This window comes from Collinsella aerofaciens, assembly GCF_040910185.1.
In the GTDB taxonomy this organism is placed as follows: domain Bacteria; phylum Actinomycetota; class Coriobacteriia; order Coriobacteriales; family Coriobacteriaceae; genus Collinsella; species Collinsella aerofaciens_BF.
Genome location: NZ_JBDGBA010000003.1, coordinates 124,704 through 146,979, shown reverse-complemented (window position 1 = coordinate 146,979; position 22,276 = coordinate 124,704). Strand labels below are relative to the sequence as shown.

At 60.3% G+C, this 22,276-nt stretch carries 17 protein-coding genes and 1 tRNA gene; 6 read left to right on the top strand and 12 right to left on the bottom strand.

Translation table 11 applies throughout. From position 1 onward, the window contains the following. Both AB5Z54_RS02515 and AB5Z54_RS02510 read right to left on the bottom strand, forming a co-directional pair. The coding region (locus AB5Z54_RS02515) for a hypothetical protein (protein ID WP_368160043.1) at nucleotides 1-1,089 on the bottom strand (1,089 nt) is incomplete at its 3' end. 149 nt (nucleotides 1,090-1,238) lie between these two features. Continuing rightward, nucleotides 1,239-2,261 (bottom strand): DMT family transporter, encoded by a 1,023-nt coding sequence (locus AB5Z54_RS02510; protein WP_368160040.1) that lies wholly within the window; start codon nucleotides 2,259-2,261, stop codon nucleotides 1,239-1,241. A gap of 289 nt (nucleotides 2,262-2,550) precedes the next feature. Here AB5Z54_RS02510 and AB5Z54_RS02505 point away from each other — a divergent pair. Both AB5Z54_RS02505 and AB5Z54_RS02500 read left to right on the top strand, forming a co-directional pair. Further along, a tRNA-Val gene (locus tag AB5Z54_RS02505) sits at nucleotides 2,551-2,625 on the top strand. 226 nt (nucleotides 2,626-2,851) lie between these two features. Further along, nucleotides 2,852-3,538, top strand: coding sequence for a DUF5710 domain-containing protein (locus AB5Z54_RS02500; RefSeq protein WP_368160039.1), 687 nt, complete (start codon nucleotides 2,852-2,854; stop codon nucleotides 3,536-3,538). Nucleotides 3,539-3,983: 445 nt separating this feature from the next. On the opposite strand, the gene AB5Z54_RS02495 is transcribed toward AB5Z54_RS02500, so the two are convergent. Then, the gene (locus AB5Z54_RS02495; RefSeq protein WP_006235116.1) at nucleotides 3,984-5,066 is read right to left on the bottom strand and encodes an HNH endonuclease; all 1,083 of its coding nucleotides are present in this window, start codon (nucleotides 5,064-5,066) and stop codon (nucleotides 3,984-3,986) included. Nucleotides 5,067-5,281: 215 nt separating this feature from the next. Here AB5Z54_RS02495 and AB5Z54_RS02490 point away from each other — a divergent pair, with 215 nt between their 5' ends. Continuing rightward, on the top strand, nucleotides 5,282-5,773 hold the full coding sequence (locus AB5Z54_RS02490) for a hypothetical protein (protein WP_035136794.1): 492 nt from the start codon (nucleotides 5,282-5,284) through the stop codon (nucleotides 5,771-5,773). A 100-nt stretch (nucleotides 5,774-5,873) separates the two neighbouring features. Here the strand turns inward: AB5Z54_RS02490 and AB5Z54_RS02485 are convergent, their stop codons facing one another. Then, nucleotides 5,874-7,340, bottom strand: coding sequence for an ATP-binding protein (locus AB5Z54_RS02485; protein ID WP_368160036.1), 1,467 nt, complete (start codon nucleotides 7,338-7,340; stop codon nucleotides 5,874-5,876). A 621-nt stretch (nucleotides 7,341-7,961) separates the two neighbouring features. Between AB5Z54_RS02485 and AB5Z54_RS02480 the strand changes: the two genes are divergently transcribed. After that, the gene (locus tag AB5Z54_RS02480; RefSeq protein ID WP_368160033.1) at nucleotides 7,962-10,994 is read left to right on the top strand and encodes an insulinase family protein; all 3,033 of its coding nucleotides are present in this window, start codon (nucleotides 7,962-7,964) and stop codon (nucleotides 10,992-10,994) included. A gap of 351 nt (nucleotides 10,995-11,345) precedes the next feature. Beyond that, a complete protein-coding gene (locus AB5Z54_RS02475) occupies nucleotides 11,346-11,942 on the top strand; it encodes a 5-formyltetrahydrofolate cyclo-ligase (RefSeq protein ID WP_368160032.1) in 597 nt (198 codons plus the stop codon). Between the two features lie 23 nt (nucleotides 11,943-11,965). On the opposite strand, the gene metA is transcribed toward AB5Z54_RS02475, so the two are convergent. Beyond that, nucleotides 11,966-12,892, bottom strand: coding sequence for a homoserine O-acetyltransferase MetA (metA, locus tag AB5Z54_RS02470; protein WP_349127654.1), 927 nt, complete (start codon nucleotides 12,890-12,892; stop codon nucleotides 11,966-11,968). Between the two features lie 211 nt (nucleotides 12,893-13,103). On the opposite strand from metA, the gene AB5Z54_RS02465 reads away from it, so the two are divergent. Then, on the top strand, nucleotides 13,104-14,081 hold the full coding sequence (locus tag AB5Z54_RS02465; RefSeq protein ID WP_368160029.1) for an L-lactate dehydrogenase: 978 nt from the start codon (nucleotides 13,104-13,106) through the stop codon (nucleotides 14,079-14,081). 212 nt (nucleotides 14,082-14,293) lie between these two features. Here the strand turns inward: AB5Z54_RS02465 and AB5Z54_RS02460 are convergent, their stop codons facing one another. The 7 genes from AB5Z54_RS02460 to AB5Z54_RS02430 form a co-directional block, all read right to left on the bottom strand. After that, nucleotides 14,294-15,262, bottom strand: coding sequence for an SIS domain-containing protein (locus AB5Z54_RS02460; RefSeq protein WP_368160026.1), 969 nt, complete (start codon nucleotides 15,260-15,262; stop codon nucleotides 14,294-14,296). A gap of 141 nt (nucleotides 15,263-15,403) precedes the next feature. Next, nucleotides 15,404-16,168, bottom strand: coding sequence for a GntR family transcriptional regulator (locus tag AB5Z54_RS02455; RefSeq protein WP_316370750.1), 765 nt, complete (start codon nucleotides 16,166-16,168; stop codon nucleotides 15,404-15,406). Between the two features lie 3 nt (nucleotides 16,169-16,171). Then, complete coding sequence (locus AB5Z54_RS02450; protein WP_368160024.1) at nucleotides 16,172-18,148, bottom strand: RecQ family ATP-dependent DNA helicase; 1,977 nt, start codon at nucleotides 18,146-18,148, stop codon at nucleotides 16,172-16,174. Nucleotides 18,149-18,520: 372 nt separating this feature from the next. Further along, complete coding sequence (locus AB5Z54_RS02445; protein WP_368131287.1) at nucleotides 18,521-19,240, bottom strand: GntR family transcriptional regulator; 720 nt, start codon at nucleotides 19,238-19,240, stop codon at nucleotides 18,521-18,523. A 219-nt stretch (nucleotides 19,241-19,459) separates the two neighbouring features. Next, nucleotides 19,460-20,467, bottom strand: a complete 1,008-nt coding sequence (locus AB5Z54_RS02440; RefSeq protein ID WP_099432583.1) for a YitT family protein — start codon at nucleotides 20,465-20,467, stop codon at nucleotides 19,460-19,462. A gap of 356 nt (nucleotides 20,468-20,823) precedes the next feature. Beyond that, complete coding sequence (locus AB5Z54_RS02435; RefSeq protein WP_368160021.1) at nucleotides 20,824-21,453, bottom strand: HAD family hydrolase; 630 nt, start codon at nucleotides 21,451-21,453, stop codon at nucleotides 20,824-20,826. 159 nt (nucleotides 21,454-21,612) lie between these two features. Then, nucleotides 21,613-22,276, bottom strand: a 664-nt coding sequence (locus AB5Z54_RS02430; RefSeq protein WP_368160018.1) for an SIS domain-containing protein, incomplete at its 5' end; no start/stop codon positions are given.

The window sequence follows — 22,276 nt, the reverse complement described above, 5'->3', positions numbered from 1 at the left end:
ATCGACCAGCTCGGTCACCTGGGAAATATGAGTATCGCCAATGCCCTGGACCTTCTCGTTGGCGCTCTTGAACACCTTCGAGCTGCTGGAAAGCGAATCGGCGACCGCCTGCAGCGCGGACACGTTAATCATGCCGTCCTGGAACAGCTTGCCGGGCGTAGCCTGCGAAAGGTTATCGGCCATGGGAACCAGCGCGTTGCTCGAGACATCGGACAGGGCATCAATCATGGTGCGGGCTGCGTTGATGTCACTGCCATACACCGGGATAAACGAAGCCGCCGTCCACAGCGGGCTCGAAGTCTCCGCCTTCATGCTGTCGCAGAGCTCATCGATCTTCTTCGCGTCGTCAGGCAGCGTCGAAAAATCGCCCGACGTGACCTTGTCCTTAAGGCCACCGACAATCTCGACAGCCTCCTTCGCTTCGCTCTTTACGGTCTTTGCCGAGTTAAGCAGCATAAAGCCGCTTGCGCCAAGCGCAACGAGAAGCACCACGACCACAGCGGCAATAATGGCGCCAGTGTGACGCTTTTTGCGCTCGCCCTTGCGATGGCGATGACGGACCAGACCGTCAGAGGTCGAACTCGACGAAGCGTCGCTACCGTAGTTCAAGCCAAAATCGTAATAATCTTCCTTGGAACCCGAGCCCGCAAACTCGGCACCGCTATCATCCAGGCGGGCGAACGTGCCAGTCTCGGAGGCGCCGGTGTAAATCGTGCCAAGGTTACCTGTAAGCCCCGCGCCACCGGAAGAGGGAGTATTGTTGGCGGCCTTGCCGGCATTAACGTTGCCGGCGGTATTCGCGGCGTTGGCAGCACCTGCGTTGTTCGCAGGTACCGAAGGAGCCCCGCTCGGCTGCGACGTGGAGGTTGCACCGCCCGCAAAGACATTCCCTCTTGCACGGCCGGTCTTTTTTGCCTTTTGAGACTGCTCGTACAGAGCGGTAAACATCGCCGTCTCGCCCGGGGACACGCGCTTACCGGAACCGCCCTGTCCAGCGCCGCCCGGCGTGCCGGCCTTACCAGCCCCGTTCGGACGCGGCGGAACTGCAGGACGGCCGCTATCGCCGCCCTTAAAGTGATTACCAGCCATAAAGAAATCCTCGCAATTGAGTCGCAATGAAAAAGTCCATAACGTTACTAGTCTATGGCATTTTGAGCATCGACAGCTAAACTCCAGACACGGGCATCAATTGGCGAAAATGCGGCACAACACCTTTTCTGTCTTGGCGGCGGCGTCAACTACACCGTAAGGAACATCATCACGATGATCATGGCAAAGCCGATAAGGTCGGTCGGCAAAAACACCGTGCCCAGCATAACGGCGCTGGTGATGGTCGCCGAAACCGGCTCCACAGTTCCGATGAGGCTCGCACGCACCGAGCCGATGTCCTTAACGCCCTGCATATAGAGCATGTAAGCAAAAAACGAGCCGATAACCACGAACACCGCGAGCGCCTCGATACCGGCGGCATCGAGCGCCGGCATATGCGCCCAGGGCTGCACGAAGACACATGAGGCCACGCCCGCCGTGAGCATTGCCGAGCCCGTGACGATGGGGCTACCGTATTCGGGCAGGATCTTGGCGGGAATCACCGCCATACACGCGGCGCTGACCGCACACATAAGACCTGCTGCCAGGCCAAGCGGCGAGATATTCAGGCTGGTAGGGTCGCCGCCGGTGGCAATTAAAAAGGTTCCACCCAGAGCCAGGCCAATGCCGATGACTTCGCGAGTACGCGGCATGCGGCGATCGGTCACGCAGGCGTAGCCCATGATGATAACGAGCTGCAGGCACTGGAGCACCGTCGCGGTTCCGGCGTTCGTCAGGTGCACGGCCGAAAGATAGCAAAACTGGTTGAACAGCAGGCCAAAGGCGGTAAAGAGCAGCAGCTGCTTGCGATCGGCGGGTGTGGTCCAGAGCTTAATCAGGCGCTCGCGGTCGCGCGTAACAACCACGGCCATAAAGAGTAGACCGGCGAGAATCTGACGCACGCTCATAAGCCACAAGGTGTCGACGTGGTAGGTATCGAACAGAAAGCTCGCGCTGGTGCCCGAGAAGCCCCAAAACGAACCGCCCACCAACGTAGCCAAGACGCCCGTGATCATCTTGCGCGACGACGCATCGTTAAGGCGGTCGCGCCAGGCGCGGCGGGTGCTACGGCTGAGCTCGTCGGTGCCCTCGGGCACATCAATGTTCGACATATCGGTCATCGGCACCGAAGCCCCTGCGCCTTCGACCTGCTCGACACACTCTTTGCTCATTCCACTCCCCCGAAACAGCCTGGAAACAATTCGGTTTACCTTACCACGGCGAAGTCACCAGCTGGAGGCTTGTCCGCTTATCGGTAGGACAATTCCGCAGGCGTCTTTCCATAGCTCGATACCGCAATGGCCTTGCATTATGCGACAGCCAAATCGCGGCAGCAGGCTCTTTTGAAATGGATATGGCAAAGCCCCCGAATTCCACAATGTAAGCGATTTTTAAAAATGTTCTTGCCACCGAGTTCAGGCTCCGTTATATTATCCCTTGCGCGCTTGCGCACCCTTGATCGGGCGTTTAGCTCAGGGGGAGAGCGCTTCCCTGACACGGAAGAGGTCAGAAGTTCAAATCTTCTAACGCCCACCAAATGTTCGCAGCTCAGAGGCTATGTCCTCTGGGCTGTTTTGTTTTATGTCGCCAAATCCGCCGGCAGTTCCAACCGCCCAACTAGCCAAAAGCCGACCATCTACTTGCCGATCTATCCATCGGCATAACCAATCAGTCCGCACCGCAACTTCTCAGCAAAACGCCGCGATGTCTGCGCCCTGCGGTATCCTTGGGCCACTTGCACCTGCAGCACCAAGGAGCCGCCATGCGCACCGAGCTCGATGTCCCCTTTTCGCACAAAGAAGAAGCCAAGGCGCTGGGCGCCAAATGGGACCGGACCAAGAAGGTCTGGTATGTACCCAGCGGCGTCAACCCCGAGCCCTTTGCCGAGTGGCTGCCCGGTGTTGACCGATCCGACCCCTCAGCGCCGTATATATATCTAGTACTGGGCAAGCGCGAGTGCTGGAAGTGTCACAAAGAGACCTCGGTCGCGGCCCTCGGCATTCCCTATCGAACCGATAACGACGAGAGCGTCGCCATCGCGCACGCGCCCAACGAATCCGGGCACATTGCCATCGACACGGCCAACGCCAACGCACTCGCCATCGTGCCCGCTCTTGGCTGCGTGCCGGGCGAGATCCGCGACTACCTTCATAAGCGCTGCGGCTACAAGCCCGTAGGCGCGCGAGCCTCCAAAGCCCCGTCGCTCGGCAACACGTGCACCAGTTGCGACGCGCTGCAAGGCAGCCGCTATCTGTTCGAGGAGCCCTCGTCCCCGTTTGCCCTCACTGCCATCAACAAGCTGCCGGCACTGGAGTTTATACGCGTCGAAGTTGCCGGCGTCTTTGGCGTCCCGGCCACGCGTACCGACTTTGACCAGGCGCTCTTTACCTGGGCACGCGACCATCACGCCGAGTTCCACAAGCAACTCGGTGAGGGGATTTATTTGTAGAGACGGAGAAGCCTTCACAGCCAGCTCCTCCGCATCACCTATCCCTCGTCGCCGGCGTCATACACGATATCGAGGCCACAAACAGGGCATTTCTCCGGATACACCGGCATATGAACGCCTGTCTGTTTTCTCACTTCGTCGCTGAGTCTGTCGCGCGCATCGATGAACCGAATGTCGAGACACGGTATTTGCGAGCCGCAGCAAGGGCAGGTGACGACAAACGACCCGCAATCAACCTCTACGCTCGGAAACATATTGTTGTCTATAAGGGCACACGGCAGTTTTCCGTACTTCCCCATCGCAATATCGCCTCGCCAGCTCATATACGCTCCCCTCTCGCTATACAAATCAGGAAGAGCATGCACCGGCGGGCGTGCGCGAGATTGCATCGCCACGCGATCCGATCAAACAACACGATCGTCAAAGAATGCCAAAGCCAAATACGCTAATACGGCAGAAGCCCCGCCTTTTCACGCTTCTTTTCCGAGCGATCGAACTCAATGCGATGGGCCTCAAGAAACACCGTATCGGGTCGCCACTGACGCTCATCCGGCTGCCTTAGCGTCGCACCCGCAAAGGAAGCGTAGTCGGTCTTATCCAGCAGGTACGATCCGCACAGCCGATATTCGCCGCAAACAGGCTCAAACGAAATCAGGTGAGCATCAAATAGGGAATGAAGATCGCGCCGAAGCAGAATACCGTTGCTGGCAACCTGCGATTTGGGTCCCGAGTAATTCTCGATATGTGCAGCCTCCAGAGCTTCACTGACGCCGCAGTCCGACACCGCGCAACGGCCATCATAGGCGGCAACGAGCTGCTTGCGGAACCATTGCTGCCCCAATCGCTCGCGCCTTAACGCATAGCGGACCTTTTCGTCGTCGGTCGCACCCTGTCCGGCAAACTCAATATCGACGGGTATGTGCTTCAGATAACTCATGTCGGGCGCAAAACGAGGGTCCGGTCCGCCTTTATGAACAGGACCGTGCAGAACAAACCATCCATTTTCGGGCTCGAACCGCTCAACAAACGCAAGGCCGAGCACCTTATAGCCCACCTCGGTTGCAAATATGACTCCGACTGGGACGCCACATTCCATGCAGTTGAGCATTTTACGGTTGTAATTCTGGTCTCGAGAACCAACGGCTCCTGGCGCTTGGACCGAATACTTAATGACCCACGTACCGTCATCCAAATAGAGCGGAGGCACATCGGTGTAGAAGCTCTTTTTAGAGTTATGGACCGAAAGCGCAAAGATCTTATTGGGATCTTGCTTCACCCGATCCTGGCCCGGCCAGAAGATCCCTGAATCCCGCGTTACGGGAAAGAAGTCCGAGCCAATTCTCAAACGGTACTGATACTGAGGACTATCTTCCTTGGTGTGGTGCGGAAGGCTGGTCCAAACGCCGCCGCGCTGTTCCTCACCCAGAAACCACTCCCATGCCTCAACGTATTCGGAAGGCACGAGACTGCAGGCGCGGTCATAGCTTGGTCCATCCATCAACGGAACAGCAAGGTCAATGTCGTTCATCGCCAGCACCTACAACCATACGAACGCGAGTCATGCCCCTCAATAATATGGCCGAGAGTCAATTATTACGAGATCTCATTCCGCGATCGGCACATCGTTGATGCTCTCGGTTTGCCGCTGGCGCGCTTGTACCCCGCTACCCCACTTCCCTGTATACTGATGTAGCACGTGTTTCATCCGGGCTTGTTGGGCCGGGTCGTTCATGGGAGGTTCTTGTGGCTGTTTCGAATCCGCCTAAGGGAAGCGTTTCTTCTTCGTCCATCAAGCCGGTTACGCGCAAGGCCGTGCGTTGCCAGCGCGAGGTCGCTTGGCTTGTCACGCAGGCGGCGGGCAGGCTTGTGGCGACCACTCAGGACGTCAATGCGCCTACGCCGAGCTTTGTGTTAGCGGCGGCGCTGGATTTTGTGCGCCAATTGGAGGTTGCCGCGCAGGATGCCAACGGCCACCTCGACTACCAGAACGTTATGGCGCCCGACCTGCAAACGTTCTGCCACATGGCCAAGTTGCCTGCCGCGCCCAATGCGCTTTCGGACGCAGGCTACATGTTTACGCTCTCGGGCGCGGACCTTATCCGCGACATCTATGCATACTGCAGCGAGCTCGCCGAGCGCCACGTCTTTGACGCGGCAGAAGTCAAACCGGGAAATGTCATCAAGCTGGTTCTTAGGCTGTTCCTGATAGACGGGTTCGGGGCCATGCCGGCGTAAGCCGAGTCTTTAGCATCACCGTCGACTGGGCAACAACCGCTTTACCTTAATGGACGCCAATCGAGGGTCGATTATTGGGTCGCCTCGTCCACTAACGCATCTATCCCACGCGCTCCGACAGTCGATACTTGCGGTTGCGGCTCGTCGCCGGCGCCGTGGGCTCAAGCTCGCCTTGAGCAATGAGCGCGTTGACGCGCGACCTAACCTGGGAAATTGTGAGCCCTGTGTGCTCTGCCAGCTCGCGCGTCCCCAGCTCGCCGTAGTGTTTGAGTGCCGTCACAATTAAGCCCCCGCCATGATCGACCGGCTCGATCTTTGAACGGTAAAGTACGACCTTGAACCGATCGAATCCCGGGCAGAACAGGGGCCCGGCCAGACCATGCGCGCGCATGGCATCGATCATCATCGGGATGCCCGAGCCATTGCCCTCAGCCGGCGAACCTGCGCCATCCGGCAGCGGGACAATCGACATGAGCTTCACAAGCGTCGCGTTACGGCATCGGGAGCTGCCGTCAAACAAGTTCTCGCGAGTCTTTCCCCCGTAAAGGCCGCCAGGATTTGTCACCTCGACACGATCATCAAAGACGTCGACGGCAATCGATTGTCCACAGAACCGATCCCCGTATTCTCGATGGATTACGGCGTTGGCGATTGCCTCGCGCAGAACCTCCTCGGGAATCTCAAGCGAGTCGACACGCGAGACGCCTTGGACGGCCGAGGTTCGCCGCAAATTCTTGGCGACGGCTGCGACGGCATCCGAGATCATCTCGCCCAACGTTCCCTCACAGATTGTGCGGTCCATGAACCTCAGCGACCCCGCCATGCCCTTCTGAGTTCCCGCATGGACAGCCACGTCAATGAAGAGCTTGGGATAGAACTGCTGAGGGTAGGTGCCCACAACTAGGAGTCCAGCCTTGGTGACATTGCCCTGGGAATCAAGGATATTTAGGCGCTCCAGCTTCGTTTGTTTGTCCGGCGCGCCGCGCATTGCCCGGGGCGTCAACGAGAAAGCCCGATCTATCGTACGGTCGACCAGCGTCTCGTCGAGATCGTCCGCGCCCGCACCCGCCACCGCGTCGCGATCGCTCGGAGTCGCTCGACCGCATGACGCCAATGCGAGCACCTCGGTCGATGAAAGCGGCACATCTTTGTCATCGATGCGCTTGTAGCTGCCGCCCTGGGCGCCCCGCTCTATGACATAGCAGGGCCTGCTCGACGGATCGAGCTCCTCAATCGTAATGACGAGAACGATGACGCCCTGAAGCTCCACTCGCTCGATCGTGTATTTGGGCGGATTGGCCAGCTTTCCTCGACCGCCCGCATCACCCATGCCTGACACAAACTGGTTGAGCACTTTCTCGGTCTCGAAGTTCTCAACCGGGACAAAACCTGCGCGCTCACTCACTCCGAGCACGATGATTCCGCCGGCAGTGTTCGCGAATGCGCTCACCGTTTCCCACACGTCGCGGGAAAGCGTCGTGGCGCTCTCCTTGACCTCGACGTTAAGATCGTCCGAGCCCATGCGCCTTAAAGACTCGAGCAGACCGGTCAGTTCGTTTTCGTTCATCTGCACGTCCTTTCGCTTGGTTCTGCGAAGAATGCCGCGAATGGATTTCCCTCGTCTCTTAGTTATCTCTCGTAATTATCTCTCATCTATCTCTCTATCTCTCAGCTTAGAGATAAGAGATAGATAGAGATGGAATGTCTACCATTTGCTTCATTTATACATATTTTTGCTGGTAGAACAATCGGTATTGAGATAATACCATGATTGCTTGTCTCTTTGCTGCTCAGTTATCTCTCATATTTATCTCTCGTCTTTCTGTTATCTCTCGTATTAGAGATGAGTGAGAGATGAGAGATACGCGAGTGATGGACGAGCGAGGATTTTCGGACGGTCGGATATCGAGAGTGGATATTTGGACGGTTTTTGGGGCTTTTGCGGCAAATTCCGTCCAAATATCCACTCTCGTTCGATAGGTATCCGGAAATCCTCGCTCGTCCGTCCGAATATCCACTCTCGTTTGGCGAGTGTCCAATTTTCCACGCTCGTGCGGCGGGCACGCGGGACCTATGCCCAATCCGGCTGCATCGTCTCCAGTTCGCCGCAGGGTCGCGGCCCCATATGGGTATACTCTCGAGGATTCGACTCGATTCGCCCCCGCTGGGGCGTCAAAGGAGACTGCATATGTCCACCACCTCAACCGATCCGCGCGCCGCTGCCGCCGCGCTGCTGGTACCCGGTACCACCTGCCACGGTTTTGCCGTCGAGCGCCGCGAGACCGTGCCCGAGCTCGACTCGGACGCCTACGTGCTGCGCCACACTGCCTCGGGCGCTCGCCTGCTGTACCTGGCATGCGACGACGAAAACAAGGCCTTTGCCATTGGCTTTAAGACGCCGCCGGCCGATTCCACCGGCGTGTTTCATATTCTTGAGCACTCGGTACTGTGCGGATCGGCCAAATTCCCCGTCAAGGAGCCGTTCGTGGACCTGATTAAAAGCTCCATGCAAACGTTCCTCAACGCCATGACCTACCCCGACAAGACCATCTACCCCGTTGCCACCACCAACGAGCAGGATCTGTACAACCTGATGGACGTGTACCTGGACGCGGTGTTCAACCCGGCCATCTATACCAAGCCAACCATTTTTGAGCAGGAGGGCTGGCACTACGAGCTGGACCTGCCGGAGGGCGCCGAGGGCAAGGGCAGCTCCGCGAGCCTGCGCGAGGGCACGCTGCGCTATAACGGCGTGGTGTTCAACGAGATGAAGGGTGCGCTGTCCGACCCCATGAGCGTGCTGGACGATGCCGTCAACTCCGCGCTCTATCCCGACACCGCCTATGCGCACGAGAGCGGTGGCGACCCGCGCGCGATTCCCGCGCTCACCTACGAGCAGTTCCTGGACACGCACGCGCGCCACTACAATCCTTCCAACTCTTATATAACGCTCTACGGCGACCTGGATGTGGACCGCGCGCTGGCGTTTTTGGACGAGCGCTATCTGTCGCAGCCGAGCGCTGCGAGCCGCCGCATGGACGCCGCCGTTGCCGCCGGCGAGGACCCGTCCGCGCTGGCACCCAATCCACTGGGCGTGCAGGCACCCGTGACCTGCGAGTACAAGCGCATCGAGATGGCCACCACGCCCGAGAACGCCCTGGTGGGCCTGGGCCTGGTGCTGGGCAGTGCGCTCGATCGCAAGCGCACGATCGCGGCGGACATCCTGTTTGAGGCACTGCTGGGCTCCAACGAAGCGCCGGTTAAGAAGGCCATTCTGGCCGCCGGCCTGGGCGGCAACGTGGTGAGCTACACCGCGGCCGAAAGCCTGCAGCCCTACGAGCTCATCATGTTGCAAAACGCGCAGCCCGGCGTGGCGCGCGAGCTGCGTCGCGTGTTCCAAGACGCCTGCCGCGACCTGTGTGAGCACGGCGTTCCGCGCGAGCGCCTGGAGGCCATCATCAGCAGCAACGAATACGACCTGCGCCAGCGCGACTATGGCAACGCCGACGGCGTGGCCATTGCGTGCGACGCACTGAGCACGTGGCTCTACGATGACGACGCCGCGACGCTGGCGCTCAAGTACGGCCCGGTGTACGAGGAGCTGCGTGGCGAGCTGGACGGCAGCTATTTTGAGGACCTGCTGCGCGAGCTCGTGCTGGAGAACGACCACATGGCGCTGGTCGAGCTGGTGCCGGTAGACGCTGCCGAGGGTGCGGAGGGTGCCGAAGCTGCCGAGCTGGCTGCCAAGCGCGACGCCATGACCGATGCCGAGCTGGCGGACGTAGTCGAGCGCACGGCTGTGCTGCGTGCCGCGCAGGAGGCGGAGGACACGCCCGAGAACAAGGCCACGCTACCGCGTCTGCGTGTATCCGACATTGGCGCGGCGCGCCCCGAGCCGCCGCTCGTTGTGGACACGACTGCGCCCATCCCCTGCCTGCGCCACGACATTCCCACCAACCGTTTGGCCTACGCCATGCAGTATTTCGACCTGAGCTGCGTCGCATTTGAGGACCTGCCCTACGTGACGCTGCTCTGCCGCCTGCTCAAGCAGCTGCCCACGCGCGAGCATTCGGCCGAGGAACTCGACAACCTGCTCGCCGGCAAGCTGGGCTTTTTGAGCTTTACGACCGAGGTCATGACCCAGCCCGACGTGGACGGCGTGCGCCCCTACCTGCTGGTGAGCGCCGGCGCCCTGTCTGAGAAGATCGATGCGCTGGCAAGCCTGCCGCGCGAGGTATGGTCGAGCACACTGTTGCTCGATGCCGATGCCGACCGCGTGCGCGACGTGCTCACGCAGATTCGCATTGGGCTTGAGCAGGGCTTTATCAACAACGGACACTCGGCGGCGCTCGGTCGCGCGATGAGCTACAGCTCGCCTTCGGCCGTGGTGCGCGAGCAGCTTTCGGGCGTGGATTTCTACCTGTTCCTGCGCGATCTGCTCGAGCACTTTGACGAGCGCCTGGACGACCTGCGCGCCAAGCTTGCCGAGCTGGCAGACCGCATCTTTGTGGCCGATGACTGCATGGCGAGCTTCACCGGCAGCGACGAGGACTTCAATGCGTACTGGGATGCCGCGGGCGACCTGGGGCTTGGCGCTGGCGACGGTGCTGGCAGCGGCACGCTCGTGGTGCCGGCGCCGCGCGACCGCCACGAGGCCTTTGTCATCCCCAGCGACGTCTGCTTTGCGGCAAGCGCGTGCGACCCGCGTCGCCTGGGCATTGACGTGACGGGCGCCTGGGCGGTTGCCGCCAACGCACTCTCCTACGACTACCTGTGGAACGAAATCCGCGTGAAGGGCGGCGCGTACGGCTGCGGATTCCGCGCGGCTGGCGAGCGTCAGGCGGCGTTCTACACCTACCGCGACCCGGCGATCGACCCCTCGATTGAGCGCGTGGAGCGCGCGGGTACATGGCTTGGCAGCTTTGAGCCCGACGAGGCCGCCTTTGAGGGCTTTATCGTGAGCTGCGTGAGCGGCATGGACGCGCCGGTGAAGCCGTACGCACTCACTAAGCGCCGCAACACGACCTACCTGGCCGGGCTCGATCCGCATGCGCGCGAGGAGCGTCGCGCCCAGATGCTCGCCGCCACGCCCGGTGAGCTGCGCTCGCTCGGCGCCGACGTGACGCGCATCGCGGCCGTCTCACCCACCTGCGTCTTTGGCGGTCGTGACGTCATCGCCAAGAGCAACGCCGGCTTTAACGTAGTCGACCTGATGGGCTAACCACAACAAAGGTAGATTTTTGGGACATGCCTGAAAATCTACCTTTTTCTTTTGCCGCAGTCTGCCGGTTTGTCTCGATCTGTAACGCTAAGGCGGCAATATTGGCTCCAGATGTTACAGATCGAGACGTTCCCGAACGGCACCAGCTCTTTGTCTCAATCTGTAACATCTAAGTTCAATTTTGCCGAGTTACTGTTACAGATCGAGACAAACCGCCGCAGACGCCCATCACAGCACAGACCACCACGAAGGTGCATGTGTCCCCTTCGTGGTTGTTTTTGCTGTTTACCCAGATAAAACCAGCCAAAATAAACCTGTCCCTTTTTGGCAGGTTTGCTAGAGGAGGTTGGGATGGACAAGGCTAAATTGCGGCGAGCGGTGATTGCCCGGCGCGATGCTCTTGATTTGGACTTGCGGGCAGCGAAGTCTGCCGTTATCTGCGCGCGGCTTGTTGAGCTGTTGGATCGCTTGGATGCCGCGGCGCCGCACACCGTTGCCATCTATGCCGCGATGGGCTCCGAAGTCGACCCAGCCGCGTTTGCCGCTGCGGCCGCCAAACGCGGCTGGCGCGTGGCCTATCCGTGCATGCTCTCGGCAGTTGATGCCGCAGCTTGTGGCCAGCGCATGTGCATGCGGGCAGTTGCCGCCGACGATGCGTCCGCGGCCCCGTTTATCGCCCACCCTACGCGGGCCTTCGCGGCCACGGACATCGACAGCAGCCGCTTCCCTATCGTGCCTGCCGAAGCTCTCGACATGATTATCGTGCCACTCGTGGCCTTCGACCGCGCCGGCGCGCGCCTGGGCTACGGCGGCGGCTGCTATGACCGCTACCTGCCCATGCTCTCGCCCGTATGTCAAATCGTCGGCATCGCCTTTGACGAACAACGCGTCGACCACGTTCCCACCGACGCCCACGACCTGCCGCTGCCCCACATCGTCAGCGCCTAACGGCTGGCGCACCTCCCGACGGCCTAGTGCTCCTCGCCGGCGCGGGCCAGGTCGTAGGGCGTGGTCTGGTAGACGTAGTAGTTGAGCCAGTTGGTGTAGAGCAACTGAGCCTGGCTGCGCCAGACGTTGCGCGGCTCGGCCGTGGGGTCGTCATTCGGGAAGTAATGCGCCGGCACCTCCGGGTTGAGTCCGCGCTTCACATCGCGCTCGTACTCCAAGCGCAGCGTGTCGGTATCGTACTCGGGATGGCCAAATACAAAGAAGCGACGGCTGTCGGTCGACTTGACGATGTACAGGCCCACCTCGTCGGACACGGCCACAACCTCAAGCTGCGGCTCGGCCTCCACGTCCTCGCGGCGCACATCGGTATTGCGCGAGTGCACGGCATAGAAGCGGTCGTCGAAGCCGCGGACCAGCGGGCTTTGCGGCTTCACCAGATAATGCTCGAACACGCCACTTGCCTTGGCCGGCAGGTCGTACTTCTGGATACCGTAATGATGGTACAGGCCAGCCTGCGCGCCCCAGCAAATGTGCAGCGTAGAGTGCACGTGCGTGGTGGACCAGTCCATGATCTGGCAGAGCTCGGGCCAGTAGTCGACCTCTTCGAACGGCATCTGCTCCACCGGCGCGCCCGTGATAATCAGGCCGTCGTAGTGGATGTCGCGGATGTCGTCGAACGTGCGGTAGAACGTCTCCAGGTGGCCGGCGCTCACGTGCGTGGCCTCGTGCGTTTTGGTGCGCAGCAGGTCCACCTCCACCTGTAGCGGCGTGTTGGAGAGCTTGCGCATGATCTGCGTCTCGGTGGCAATCTTGGTGGGCATGAGGTTGAGGATGAGCACGCGCAGCGGACGGATGTCCTGGTGCAGCGCGCGGTACTCGGTCATGACAAAGATGTTCTCGCTCTCGAGCTGCGCGGCGGCAGGGAGGGCGTCTGGAATGCGAATGGGCATGGATGCTCCTTACGAGTCAGTTGCAGCTATGGTACAACGAGCGGCCCCATTCGCGCGAGCACATCGCCCAGCGATGCCGCCAACGGCCCAAAACGCCCCAAAAGTAGAAATTAAGGCATGTCTCTAAAATCTGCTGCACTTTAGCCTAGCAAAGTAACGGCAGGACGCTACAATGGTTCGACGCGAAAAACTCGGCCGAAAGGATACATATATGTACCAGACGCGTAAGATCGGTGTGGTCGGCCAGGGCCACGTAGGAGCACATGTCGCCAACAGCCTGCTCATGCAGGGCATTGCCGATGAGCTGTACCTGTGCGATATCAACGAGGCCAAGGTGACGTCCGAGGTCCAGGACCTGCGCGACTCCCTTTCGTTTGTCCCGTACAACACCAAGATCGTCAACTGCTACGACCACTACGAGGAGCTGGCCTGCTGCGACGTCATCGTCAACGCCGCCGGCAAGGTCGCGCTTGCCGCTGGCAACCGCGACGGCGAGCTGTTCTTTACCACCGACGCCGCCCGCACCTTTGCCAAGCGCATCGTCGACGCCGGCTTTGACGGCATCTTCGTGAGCATCTCCAACCCCTGCGACGTCGTGTGCACCGAGCTGTGGCACCTGACCGGCTACGATCCCAAGAAGATCATCGGTTCGGGCTGCGGCCTGGATTCCGCCCGCCTGCGCACCGAGATCTCCAAGAAGGTCGGCGTGAGTCCCAAGTCCATCGACGCCTACATGATCGGCGAGCATGGCTTTAGCCAGCTGGCCGCCTTTAAGGCCGCAACCATCGCCGGCAAGAGCCTCAACGAGCTCCAGGCCGAAAACCCCGACAAGTACGCCTTTGACCACATGGAGGTCGAGGAGCTTGCACGCAAGGGCGGCTACGTAACCTACCAGGGCAAGCAGTGCACCGAGTACGCCGTTGCCAACTCCGCCGCGCGCGTCTGTGCCGCCGTGCTGCACAACGAGCACGCCGTGCTTTCGGCCTCTACGCTTATGACCGGCCAGTATGGCGAGGAGGGCATCTTCACCTCCCTGCCGTGCGTGATCGGTGCCGGGGGCGTCGAGGAGGTCTACACGCTGGACCTGTCCGAGCACGAGCTCGAGGGCTTCCACAAGAGCTGCCAGCACATCCGCGACAACATCGCCCAGCTCGACTGGTGGGACGCCGAGGCCTACGACGCCAAGTAGTCTGCCGGTTGATGCGACAACTCGCTCACACGGACGCAATGTAAAGCGGGCCGCGCCGGAAACCCACCGGCGCGGCCCGCTTTTTTGACTCATGCGGCACGCTTGCAAATTTAGGTCTAATACTTTTCCAACCGAACAAATTCGGCCGCCACAACGCAAAACGGGGCCCGCGCTCAGCGCAGACCCCGCCAAAAAAAGATAATTCCCGTTACTTAGTACTGCTCGACGCCCATGTAGCGGCGGAACTCGGGGCTGTGGTCGAAGACCTTGCCGCGGGCGGCGCGCAGCTCGCAGCTCATCGCATAGAAGAAGATCGGCTCTAGGAACGAACGCACGCTGGCAGGTACCTCGCCCACGCCGTACTCGAGCGCGTCGAGCACCATGATCGTGTCGGTGTGCGTGTTGAGGAACGCAAGCGCGCGCTCCTCCATGGGGCGGCACTCGCCCGCGCCGAGCTGCACAAAGTAGAACACGCCGGGCTCGGTGGCCTCGAAGGGGCCGTGGAAGTACTCGCCGGAGTGGATGTAGCAGCAGTGCTGCCACTGCATCTCCATGAGCGAGCAGATGGCCATGGCGTAGGTCTGGCTAAAGTTGGGGCCGGAACCCAGGATGTAGAAGAACTTGTGCTGTTGGCAGAGCTCGGCAAAGCGGGCGCCCAGCTCGGCGTTGACCTTCTCGCGGGCGGCAGGCAGCAGCGCGTCCATCTGCTTAAGGCCCTCGTACATGTCGGCGAGCGCCTCGTAGCCCCCCTGCTGGTCGAGCAGCTCGGCGGCAATCAGAGCACCGATGCCCTGCGGCACCTCGGCCTGCGACACGCCCTCACCCCACGGGTAAACCCAGGTGGTCCACTTGCCGCTATCGATCTTGGAGCCCTCGCAGTCGGTCATGGCAACGACCTCGGCACCGGCAGCCAGCGCCATCTCGCAGCCGTCGACGACCTCCTGTGTGTTGCCGCTGTGGCTGCAGGCGATGACGAGCGACTTCTCGCCGAGGCTCTTAGGGGCCATCAGGCAGAACTCGCGCGCAGTATAGACCGTGGAGGTAAACGTGGTGGCCTCGCGCTTGAGCAGCTCGTTGGCCGGCATCAGGTCGATCATCGAACCGCCGCAGGCGATCCAAAAGACGTTCTCGATCTTACCCTTGCGCTCGATGATTTCCTGAACCAGATCATGTGCGTTCATACTGATGTTCCTCCTTGTGTGGCAACTTTAGACGACAGCTCGTACCTGCGGTCGTTCTATGTTGTCCTATTTATACCACGCAAGCAATCGCTCGGAAAGTCATTTCGGCAAATTTGTTCTATATTGTTCTATCTATGAACGTTAGATGTCGAACACGTAGCGCGAGCCCACGATCTTTTGGCGGCCGAGCAGCAGAGGTCGCTCATCAAAATCGGTAAAGTACGCCTCCATGTAGAAGAGCGGCTCGCCGATCGGAACCTCGAGCAGCGGGGCCGCCTGAGCATCGGCAAGCGCAATCTCCACCGTGCAGGGATCGGATTTGAGCGGCGAACGGCCCGAATGCTCGGCAACAAGCGCAAAGATCGAATTGTCGGTAAGGTCATCGTCGGCCAGTGTTTGCAGATACGGATGGTCGGCAAGCACAAAGGCGTTGTTCTCGAGCATGACGGGGACGCCGTCGGCCGTACGCACGCGCTCGACCACGATAAGCTCGCAGCCGGGTTCCACGCCAAAGAATGCCGCATCCTCGTGCGTTGCCGCGACCACCGTGCGCGACACCAGGCGCGCGCCCGGCACCATATCGTTTGCAACGCAGCCATCGGTAAAGCTCTGAACATCGCCTTTCTGGACAATCTTGCGCTTGAGCTTGGGAGCGCACACAAAGGTACCCCTCCCCTGCTGGCGGCTAAGATACCCCGCGCGCGACAGCTCCTCGATGGCGCGGCGCACGGTGATGCGCCCCACGCCGTAGGACTTCGCGAGCTCCATCTCGGATGGAATGCGCGAGCCGGTCGGATACACGCCGCGCGAGATCTCGCCCTTTAGGTCGTCCATAACCTGCTGATACAGCGGCACGGCGGGCACCTCGGCGCGCTCGGAACGCTCTGTTTTGCTCTCGGTTGCCATAGTTTACGCTCCATCCCGTGCGTGCTCGGATTCAAACTCTTCAATCGCCGCCATAAACTGCTCGCCAAAGGCGTCGGCTTTTTTCTCGCCAATGCCGTTGACCTGGATCAGCTCCTCGCGCGTCTGCGGACGCAGGCGGCACAGGCCGCGCAGGGCCTTGTCGGAAAAGACCATATACGGCGCCATCTCCAGCTCGGTCGAGATCTCCTTGCGGAGGGCACGCAGGCACTCGAACAGCTCGGCATCGTCGCCAACGCGCGGGCGCTGATCCAGCTCGGCCTCCTCGCGCAGCAGGTCGACGGCGCGGCGGGCGCGGGCCGAGGCCTTGCGCTTGGACGCGCGACGCTTAACGGTAAAGACGAACGCCTCGTCCTCGACCTCGCCGGCACGCGGACCCAGGCCCACCACCGGATACTGACCCTGCGAGGTGGCCAGGTAGCCACGGCCGCACAGCTGGCCGATGATGTCCTTAATGCGGCCGACCGATTCACTCGACAGCTCACCATAGCCGCGGTCCTCGTCCAGATGCATCTGGCGAATGCGCTCGGTATTGCCGCCGTGGAGTACGTCGGCGATGAGCGATTTGCCAAAGTGCATGGGGCGCATGGCAACGTAGCGCACGGCGGCGCGGGCCATGTCGGTGACGTCCTCGACCTCGAACTGTGTGAGACAGTTGCTGCAGTTGCCGCAACCCTCGGCCTCGTCCGCCGTGCCGTCCGTGCCCGCCGCTGCATGCTCGGCCGCGGCCTCGTCGCCAAAGTAGCGCAGCATGTATTCGCGCAGGCAGCCGGTAGTGTTGCAGTAGCCCTCCATCTGGCTGAGCAGGCGATAACGGTTCTGGAGCGCCCACGCGCGCTGCTCTTCGTCGAGTGCCTCATCGGCAGCATCGCCGCGGTCGATCAAAAAGCGGCGCATGCGAAAATCGTTGCCGTTCCACAGCAAGTAACAGCTGGCCGGATCGCCATCGCGGCCAACGCGGCCCGCCTCTTGGTAGTATGCCTCGATGCTCTCGGGCACGTTGTTGTGGATCACGTAGCGCACGTTGGGCTTGTCGATGCCCATGCCAAAGGCGTTGGTGGCAACCATCACCTGAATGTCGTCGTCGATAAAGGCACGCTGGCTCTGGCGGCGGGCGTCGTTGCCCATGCCGGCATGGTAACGGCCCACGCGAATGCCGCTGGGTCCCAGCGCCTCGGCAAGCTCGCCCGCCAGCGCATCGACCGTCTTGCGAGTCGAGCAATACACGATGCCGCTCTCGCTCGAATGCGCAATCACGTAGTCGCGCACCCAGGCAGTCTTGGCCTTGTCGCCCATCTCCTCGCAACCAAAGTAGAGGTTCTTGCGATCGAAGCCCGTCACCACCGTCGCGGGGTTTTGCAGGCCGAGCATCTGCTGAATGTCCGCGCGCACGCGCTCGGTCGCCGTGGCGGTAAACGCCGCCACGATCGGGCGCCGCGGCAGCGAATCGATAAACTCACGAATCTGCAGGTAGGCGGGACGAAAATCCTGGCCCCACTGGCTCACGCAGTGGGCCTCGTCAATGGCCACGAGCGGCACGCCAATGCCACCGTCCGCCGCGGCTTCCTGCGCAAAGGCTAAAAAGCGCGGCTCGAGCAGACGCTCGGGTGCCACATACATAAGCTGATAGCGGCCCTCGCGCGCCCGCTTGAGCACGGTATTTTGCTGAGCCGGCGTAAGGCTGGAGTTGAGATAGCTGGGCCGCGCACCCGCCGCGAGCAACGCACGGGTCTGGTCCTCCATAAGCGACAGCAACGGGCTCACCACAAAGGTGATGCCGGGCAGCATGAGCGCGGGCACCTGGTAGCAGATAGACTTGCCGGCGCCTGTGGGCATAACGCCGAGCGCATCGCGGCCAGCAAGAATCGCATCCACCATGCGGTCCTGCCCCGGGCGAAACGAGGTGTAGCCAAAATAGGCGCCGAGCGTGTCGAGCGCCATCTGCTGCATGCTATCGGTCATGGTTTCCTAACGTCTAAGTCATCTGCCGCCGATTATACGCCGCCACGCGGACCGGCGTCGCCCGGCTGTCAGCCACGCTCATTCTGCGGGTAATCATTGGAGACGTTCTTGAATGACTAGTCGTTTAAGAACGTCCCCAACGACTAAGGAGTGTCCCCAGGTGCCGGCACAAAAGGAACGTCCCCAAGTGCCGGCCCGGCAACGTCAATGTTTTGGCAATGTCAGCGAAAGCCCACCAGAGCGAGCAAGGTGCCTTGAAACAAGGCGGCATTGATCTTTTGATCATGCCGCCGAAGTTGAAAGGCAGATTGCCGCTCTGGCGGGCTTGCAGCGTCGATCGGTCCGCCGTTCGTAAGAACGGCGGAACCAACCCTACATGACCATAACGTAGCGCGATCCCACGTAGTACTGCTTACCCATCAGGACCGGCTCGCCATTGGGGCCGATAAAGCCGGCACGCAGGTTGAGCAGTGGATCGTGCGGAGCAATGCCCAACTCGGCCGCCTGCTCGGTATTGGCACGAACGGCCTCGACCGTGCGGTAGCCAACCGAGACAATCGGCGTTCCGCCAACACGCTCGACCTCGGCAAAAATCGACTTGTCCTCAAGATCGGCCGTCAACAGCTCACGGTAGGCGTCAAACGGCACAAAGATGTTCTCCTCAAAAATGGGCTCGCCGTCGGCCGTACGCACGCGCTTGATGTGCAGCAGCAGCGCGTCCTTCTGCAGGCCAAAGAACTCCATCTCGTTTTGACGTGCCGGCACAATCTGGCGATCGACCACATGCGCGCCCGCCTTCATGTCATTATCGGCACACAGCGCGGTAAACGTCTGCAGCGTCGAAGCGTGGAACTGGCGGTTGATGTGCGGCGTGGAGACAAAGGTGCCACGGCCCTGCTGCTTAACCAGGTAGCCATCGGAGCACAGCTCCTCGACGGCGCGGCGCACCGTAATGCGGCTCACGTCGTACTGCTCGGCTAGCTCAAGCTCGGACGGAATACGCTCCTTGGGTGCATAAACACCTTTCTCGATCGCATCCTTGATCTCGTCGTAAATCTGCTGGTAAAGCGGTGCATTTTTGGGCGCAGGCATATCTAATCACTCTTATCGAAATATTGAAATAACTAATACGTATATAACGTCTAGTTTCATGTTACCTCATATTGATAAAACGATACACCCTCCCTACCAAAAAGCGACAGCTTCATTTTGGCAGGTTTTATCTGGGCAAACGAAAGTCCCTCGAAAGCAACGGGGCTTTCGTGGGGCTCATACGGAAGGGTTGCGCCGGGCCGGTAAAATGTCAAAACCCTACTTGCCGTCGTCCTGCTGCAGGCTGTCCTGCTCGCTGAGGCGCGCCTGCCTGCTGGCCATGCGTGCGGGCTTGTCGGGATCGGGAACGGCCGTGGGCATGGGCTCGTCGACATGGCCGCCCCACCAGCCGCCCACAAAGTTGAGCGTGTGGAACACATTGATCACGGCGCCGGGATCAATGTCGCACACCAGCTTGATAATGTCCTGGCTCTCGTAGGTCGAGACAACGGCGTGCAGCAGATACATCTTTTCGCGGCTGTATCCGCCAATGACCTCGGCGCAGCTAATGCCGTGCTGAAAATGGTCAACATAGGCGGTCATGACCTCGTCTGCCTTGCGCGTCGTGATCTGCAGCGTCACGCGGTCGTAACGACGATAGAAACTGTCGATGGTCTTGGTCGAAATAAACTGGAACACGATGGAGTACGCCGCCTTGTCCCAGCCAAACATAAAACCAAAGATCGCCAGGATAAAGCAATTGAAGCCAAAGATGACGCCCCAGATGGTCTTGCCCGTGTGGTTGGAAACCCACAGCGCGATAAAGTCGGTGCCGCCAGTAGATGCGCCGGATTTAAGCGCGATGGCAGCGCCCAGACCCGAGACCACGCCGCCAAAAATGATGAGCATGATCTTGTCGCCCAAAAACGGCGCGAAGTGAAAGACGTTGAGGAACAGCGACGAGAGCACGACCTGCATCATCGAGAAGATGACGAAGCGCTTGCTAATGCCGCTCCAGCATAGGAGCGCCACGGGGATGTTGAGCGCGAGCATACCGAGCGAGATATCGATGTGAACACCGCCGAGCGAGGTAACGCGATCGAGCAGGACCGCGACGCCGGTAAGACCGCTCGGAAGCAGGTCGGCGGGCTGAATGAACGCCTGGATCAGGAATGTCTGGAGAACGGCGGAAATCGTGACCGCCACGGCAGTAATGGCGCGGCGGACGATGGTGAGACGGCCGAGCACGAGCACGCGGTCCGTGAGCTGATCGATGGCGTTCGCCACGCGGGCTCCTTTCGAAGGCAAATCTAATTGTGAGGCATGTCGGCGATTGTAGCACGGAGCGTGCGGGGGCGCTTCAATTCACTCTCCCTCGACAACCAAAGCGGGACCAGCAACCCCCCACAACCAAAGGCCCAAATTACAAGTGAGTAGACTTTACGCGACCTGCAGTGCACACCCAAAACCGCCATCCCTGTGACCTGCGGTTTTACTAGAGCAGATGCACTTTGTGCTCGGCCTACGCCAAAAAGTCTACTCACTTAGCCCGAATCGAAGCCAAACGGATCAAAATCGAAACCAAATTGAGCCAATCCACCGCAAAAAACGTTTGAACCCGTGCTTCTCGCGGCGGATTGACACTACAAAGCGGCCAAAATGTCGGTCAGATTATCAATAACGGCATCGGCTCGCGATTGATCGAGGTTAACGCCCTCGTGCGGACGCAGCGCCAGGACGCGGGCGCCGGAGCGCTTGCCGGCCTCGATACCCAAAGGCGAATCCTCGATAACCAGGCACTCGGCGGGCTCCACCCCCAGCGCCTCCATGGCACGCAGGTAGATCTCGGGGTCGGGCTTAAACGCACTGCACTCGTGACCACTGATGGTGTAATCCAGCACGTCGGCGATGTTGGCAATCTCCACCAGCTCGTCGATCAGCTCGCGATAGGACGAGCTCGCGATGGCGCACTTCACGCCGCGCTCGTGCAGCTTGCGCATCACCGGCTCCGTCTGCTCGTTGAGCAGCTCGGCATACGGAACGGGATGGTCCGGGCTATAGACCTGCTTGTACTCAACGCGCAGGCGTTCGCGCAGCTCAACATCGTCGGGCACCAGCGCCTCCCAAATGGCAGGCTCGTTAGACCCCGAAAGATCGGGGATCTCGTCAAAGTGGAAGCCCTTCTCCTCCATAAACGCCACACGACGACGGTTGTAGAACCACTCTGTATCGACCAGCACGCCGTCCATGTCAAACAGCACTGCCTTGATCATACGCATCTCCTCCCACCTGCCAAAAAGGATCAGGTTTATTTTGGTAGGTTTTATCTGGGGTTTTACGGCGCGACAGACGCACCCTCCCCAAAGCAAAAAGGGGACGGGGCGCAAACCCCATCCCCTCTCAATCAGCCCGTAAGGTTTACTTACTTGTGATTAGTAGGAAAGCTTCCACATGTAGCGACGCATGGTCAGCGGGTGCTGACGGGCCTCGGCGATCTGGTTGCCGTACTCGCGCATAACGGCGAGGTGCAGCAGCGGGTTGAAGTAGGTGATGACGCTCGCCGGCACGGCATCGGCCAGACCGTAGTCCTTGGAGTCAATCAGAGCGACCTTGGCGCCCATGCGCTCAAGGAAGGTGAGGGCGCGGGCGTCCATCGGACGGGTGGCACCGTCGGACATGAAGAAGACGTAGGGCTTACCCTCGGTGGAAACCTCGAACGGGCCGTGGAAGTACTCGCCGGTGTTGTAGGCGGCGGCGTCGATCCACTGCATCTCGGTGAACAGGAAGGCGGCGTGAGAGTAGGCCATCTTCTCGGAGGCACCGGAAGCCATGAAGTAAATCATCTTGTCGTCCTTGAAGTCCTCGGCGAACTTCTTGGCGAGCTTCTTGCAGTGCTGAGCAGCGTTCTCGCACAGGTCGAAGATGTTGGTGAGGCCGGTGATCATATCCTCGTAGTGATCATAGCCCTCGGTCTGCTGAAGGATCTCGACAGCAAGAGCGATGGCGTAGCCAGGCTTCTCGGCCTTGGCGGCATAGTTGGCGTGGAAGCCGTGGACGATGACGTGGTCGGCGTCGACGGTCAGAGCGGAGCCAGCC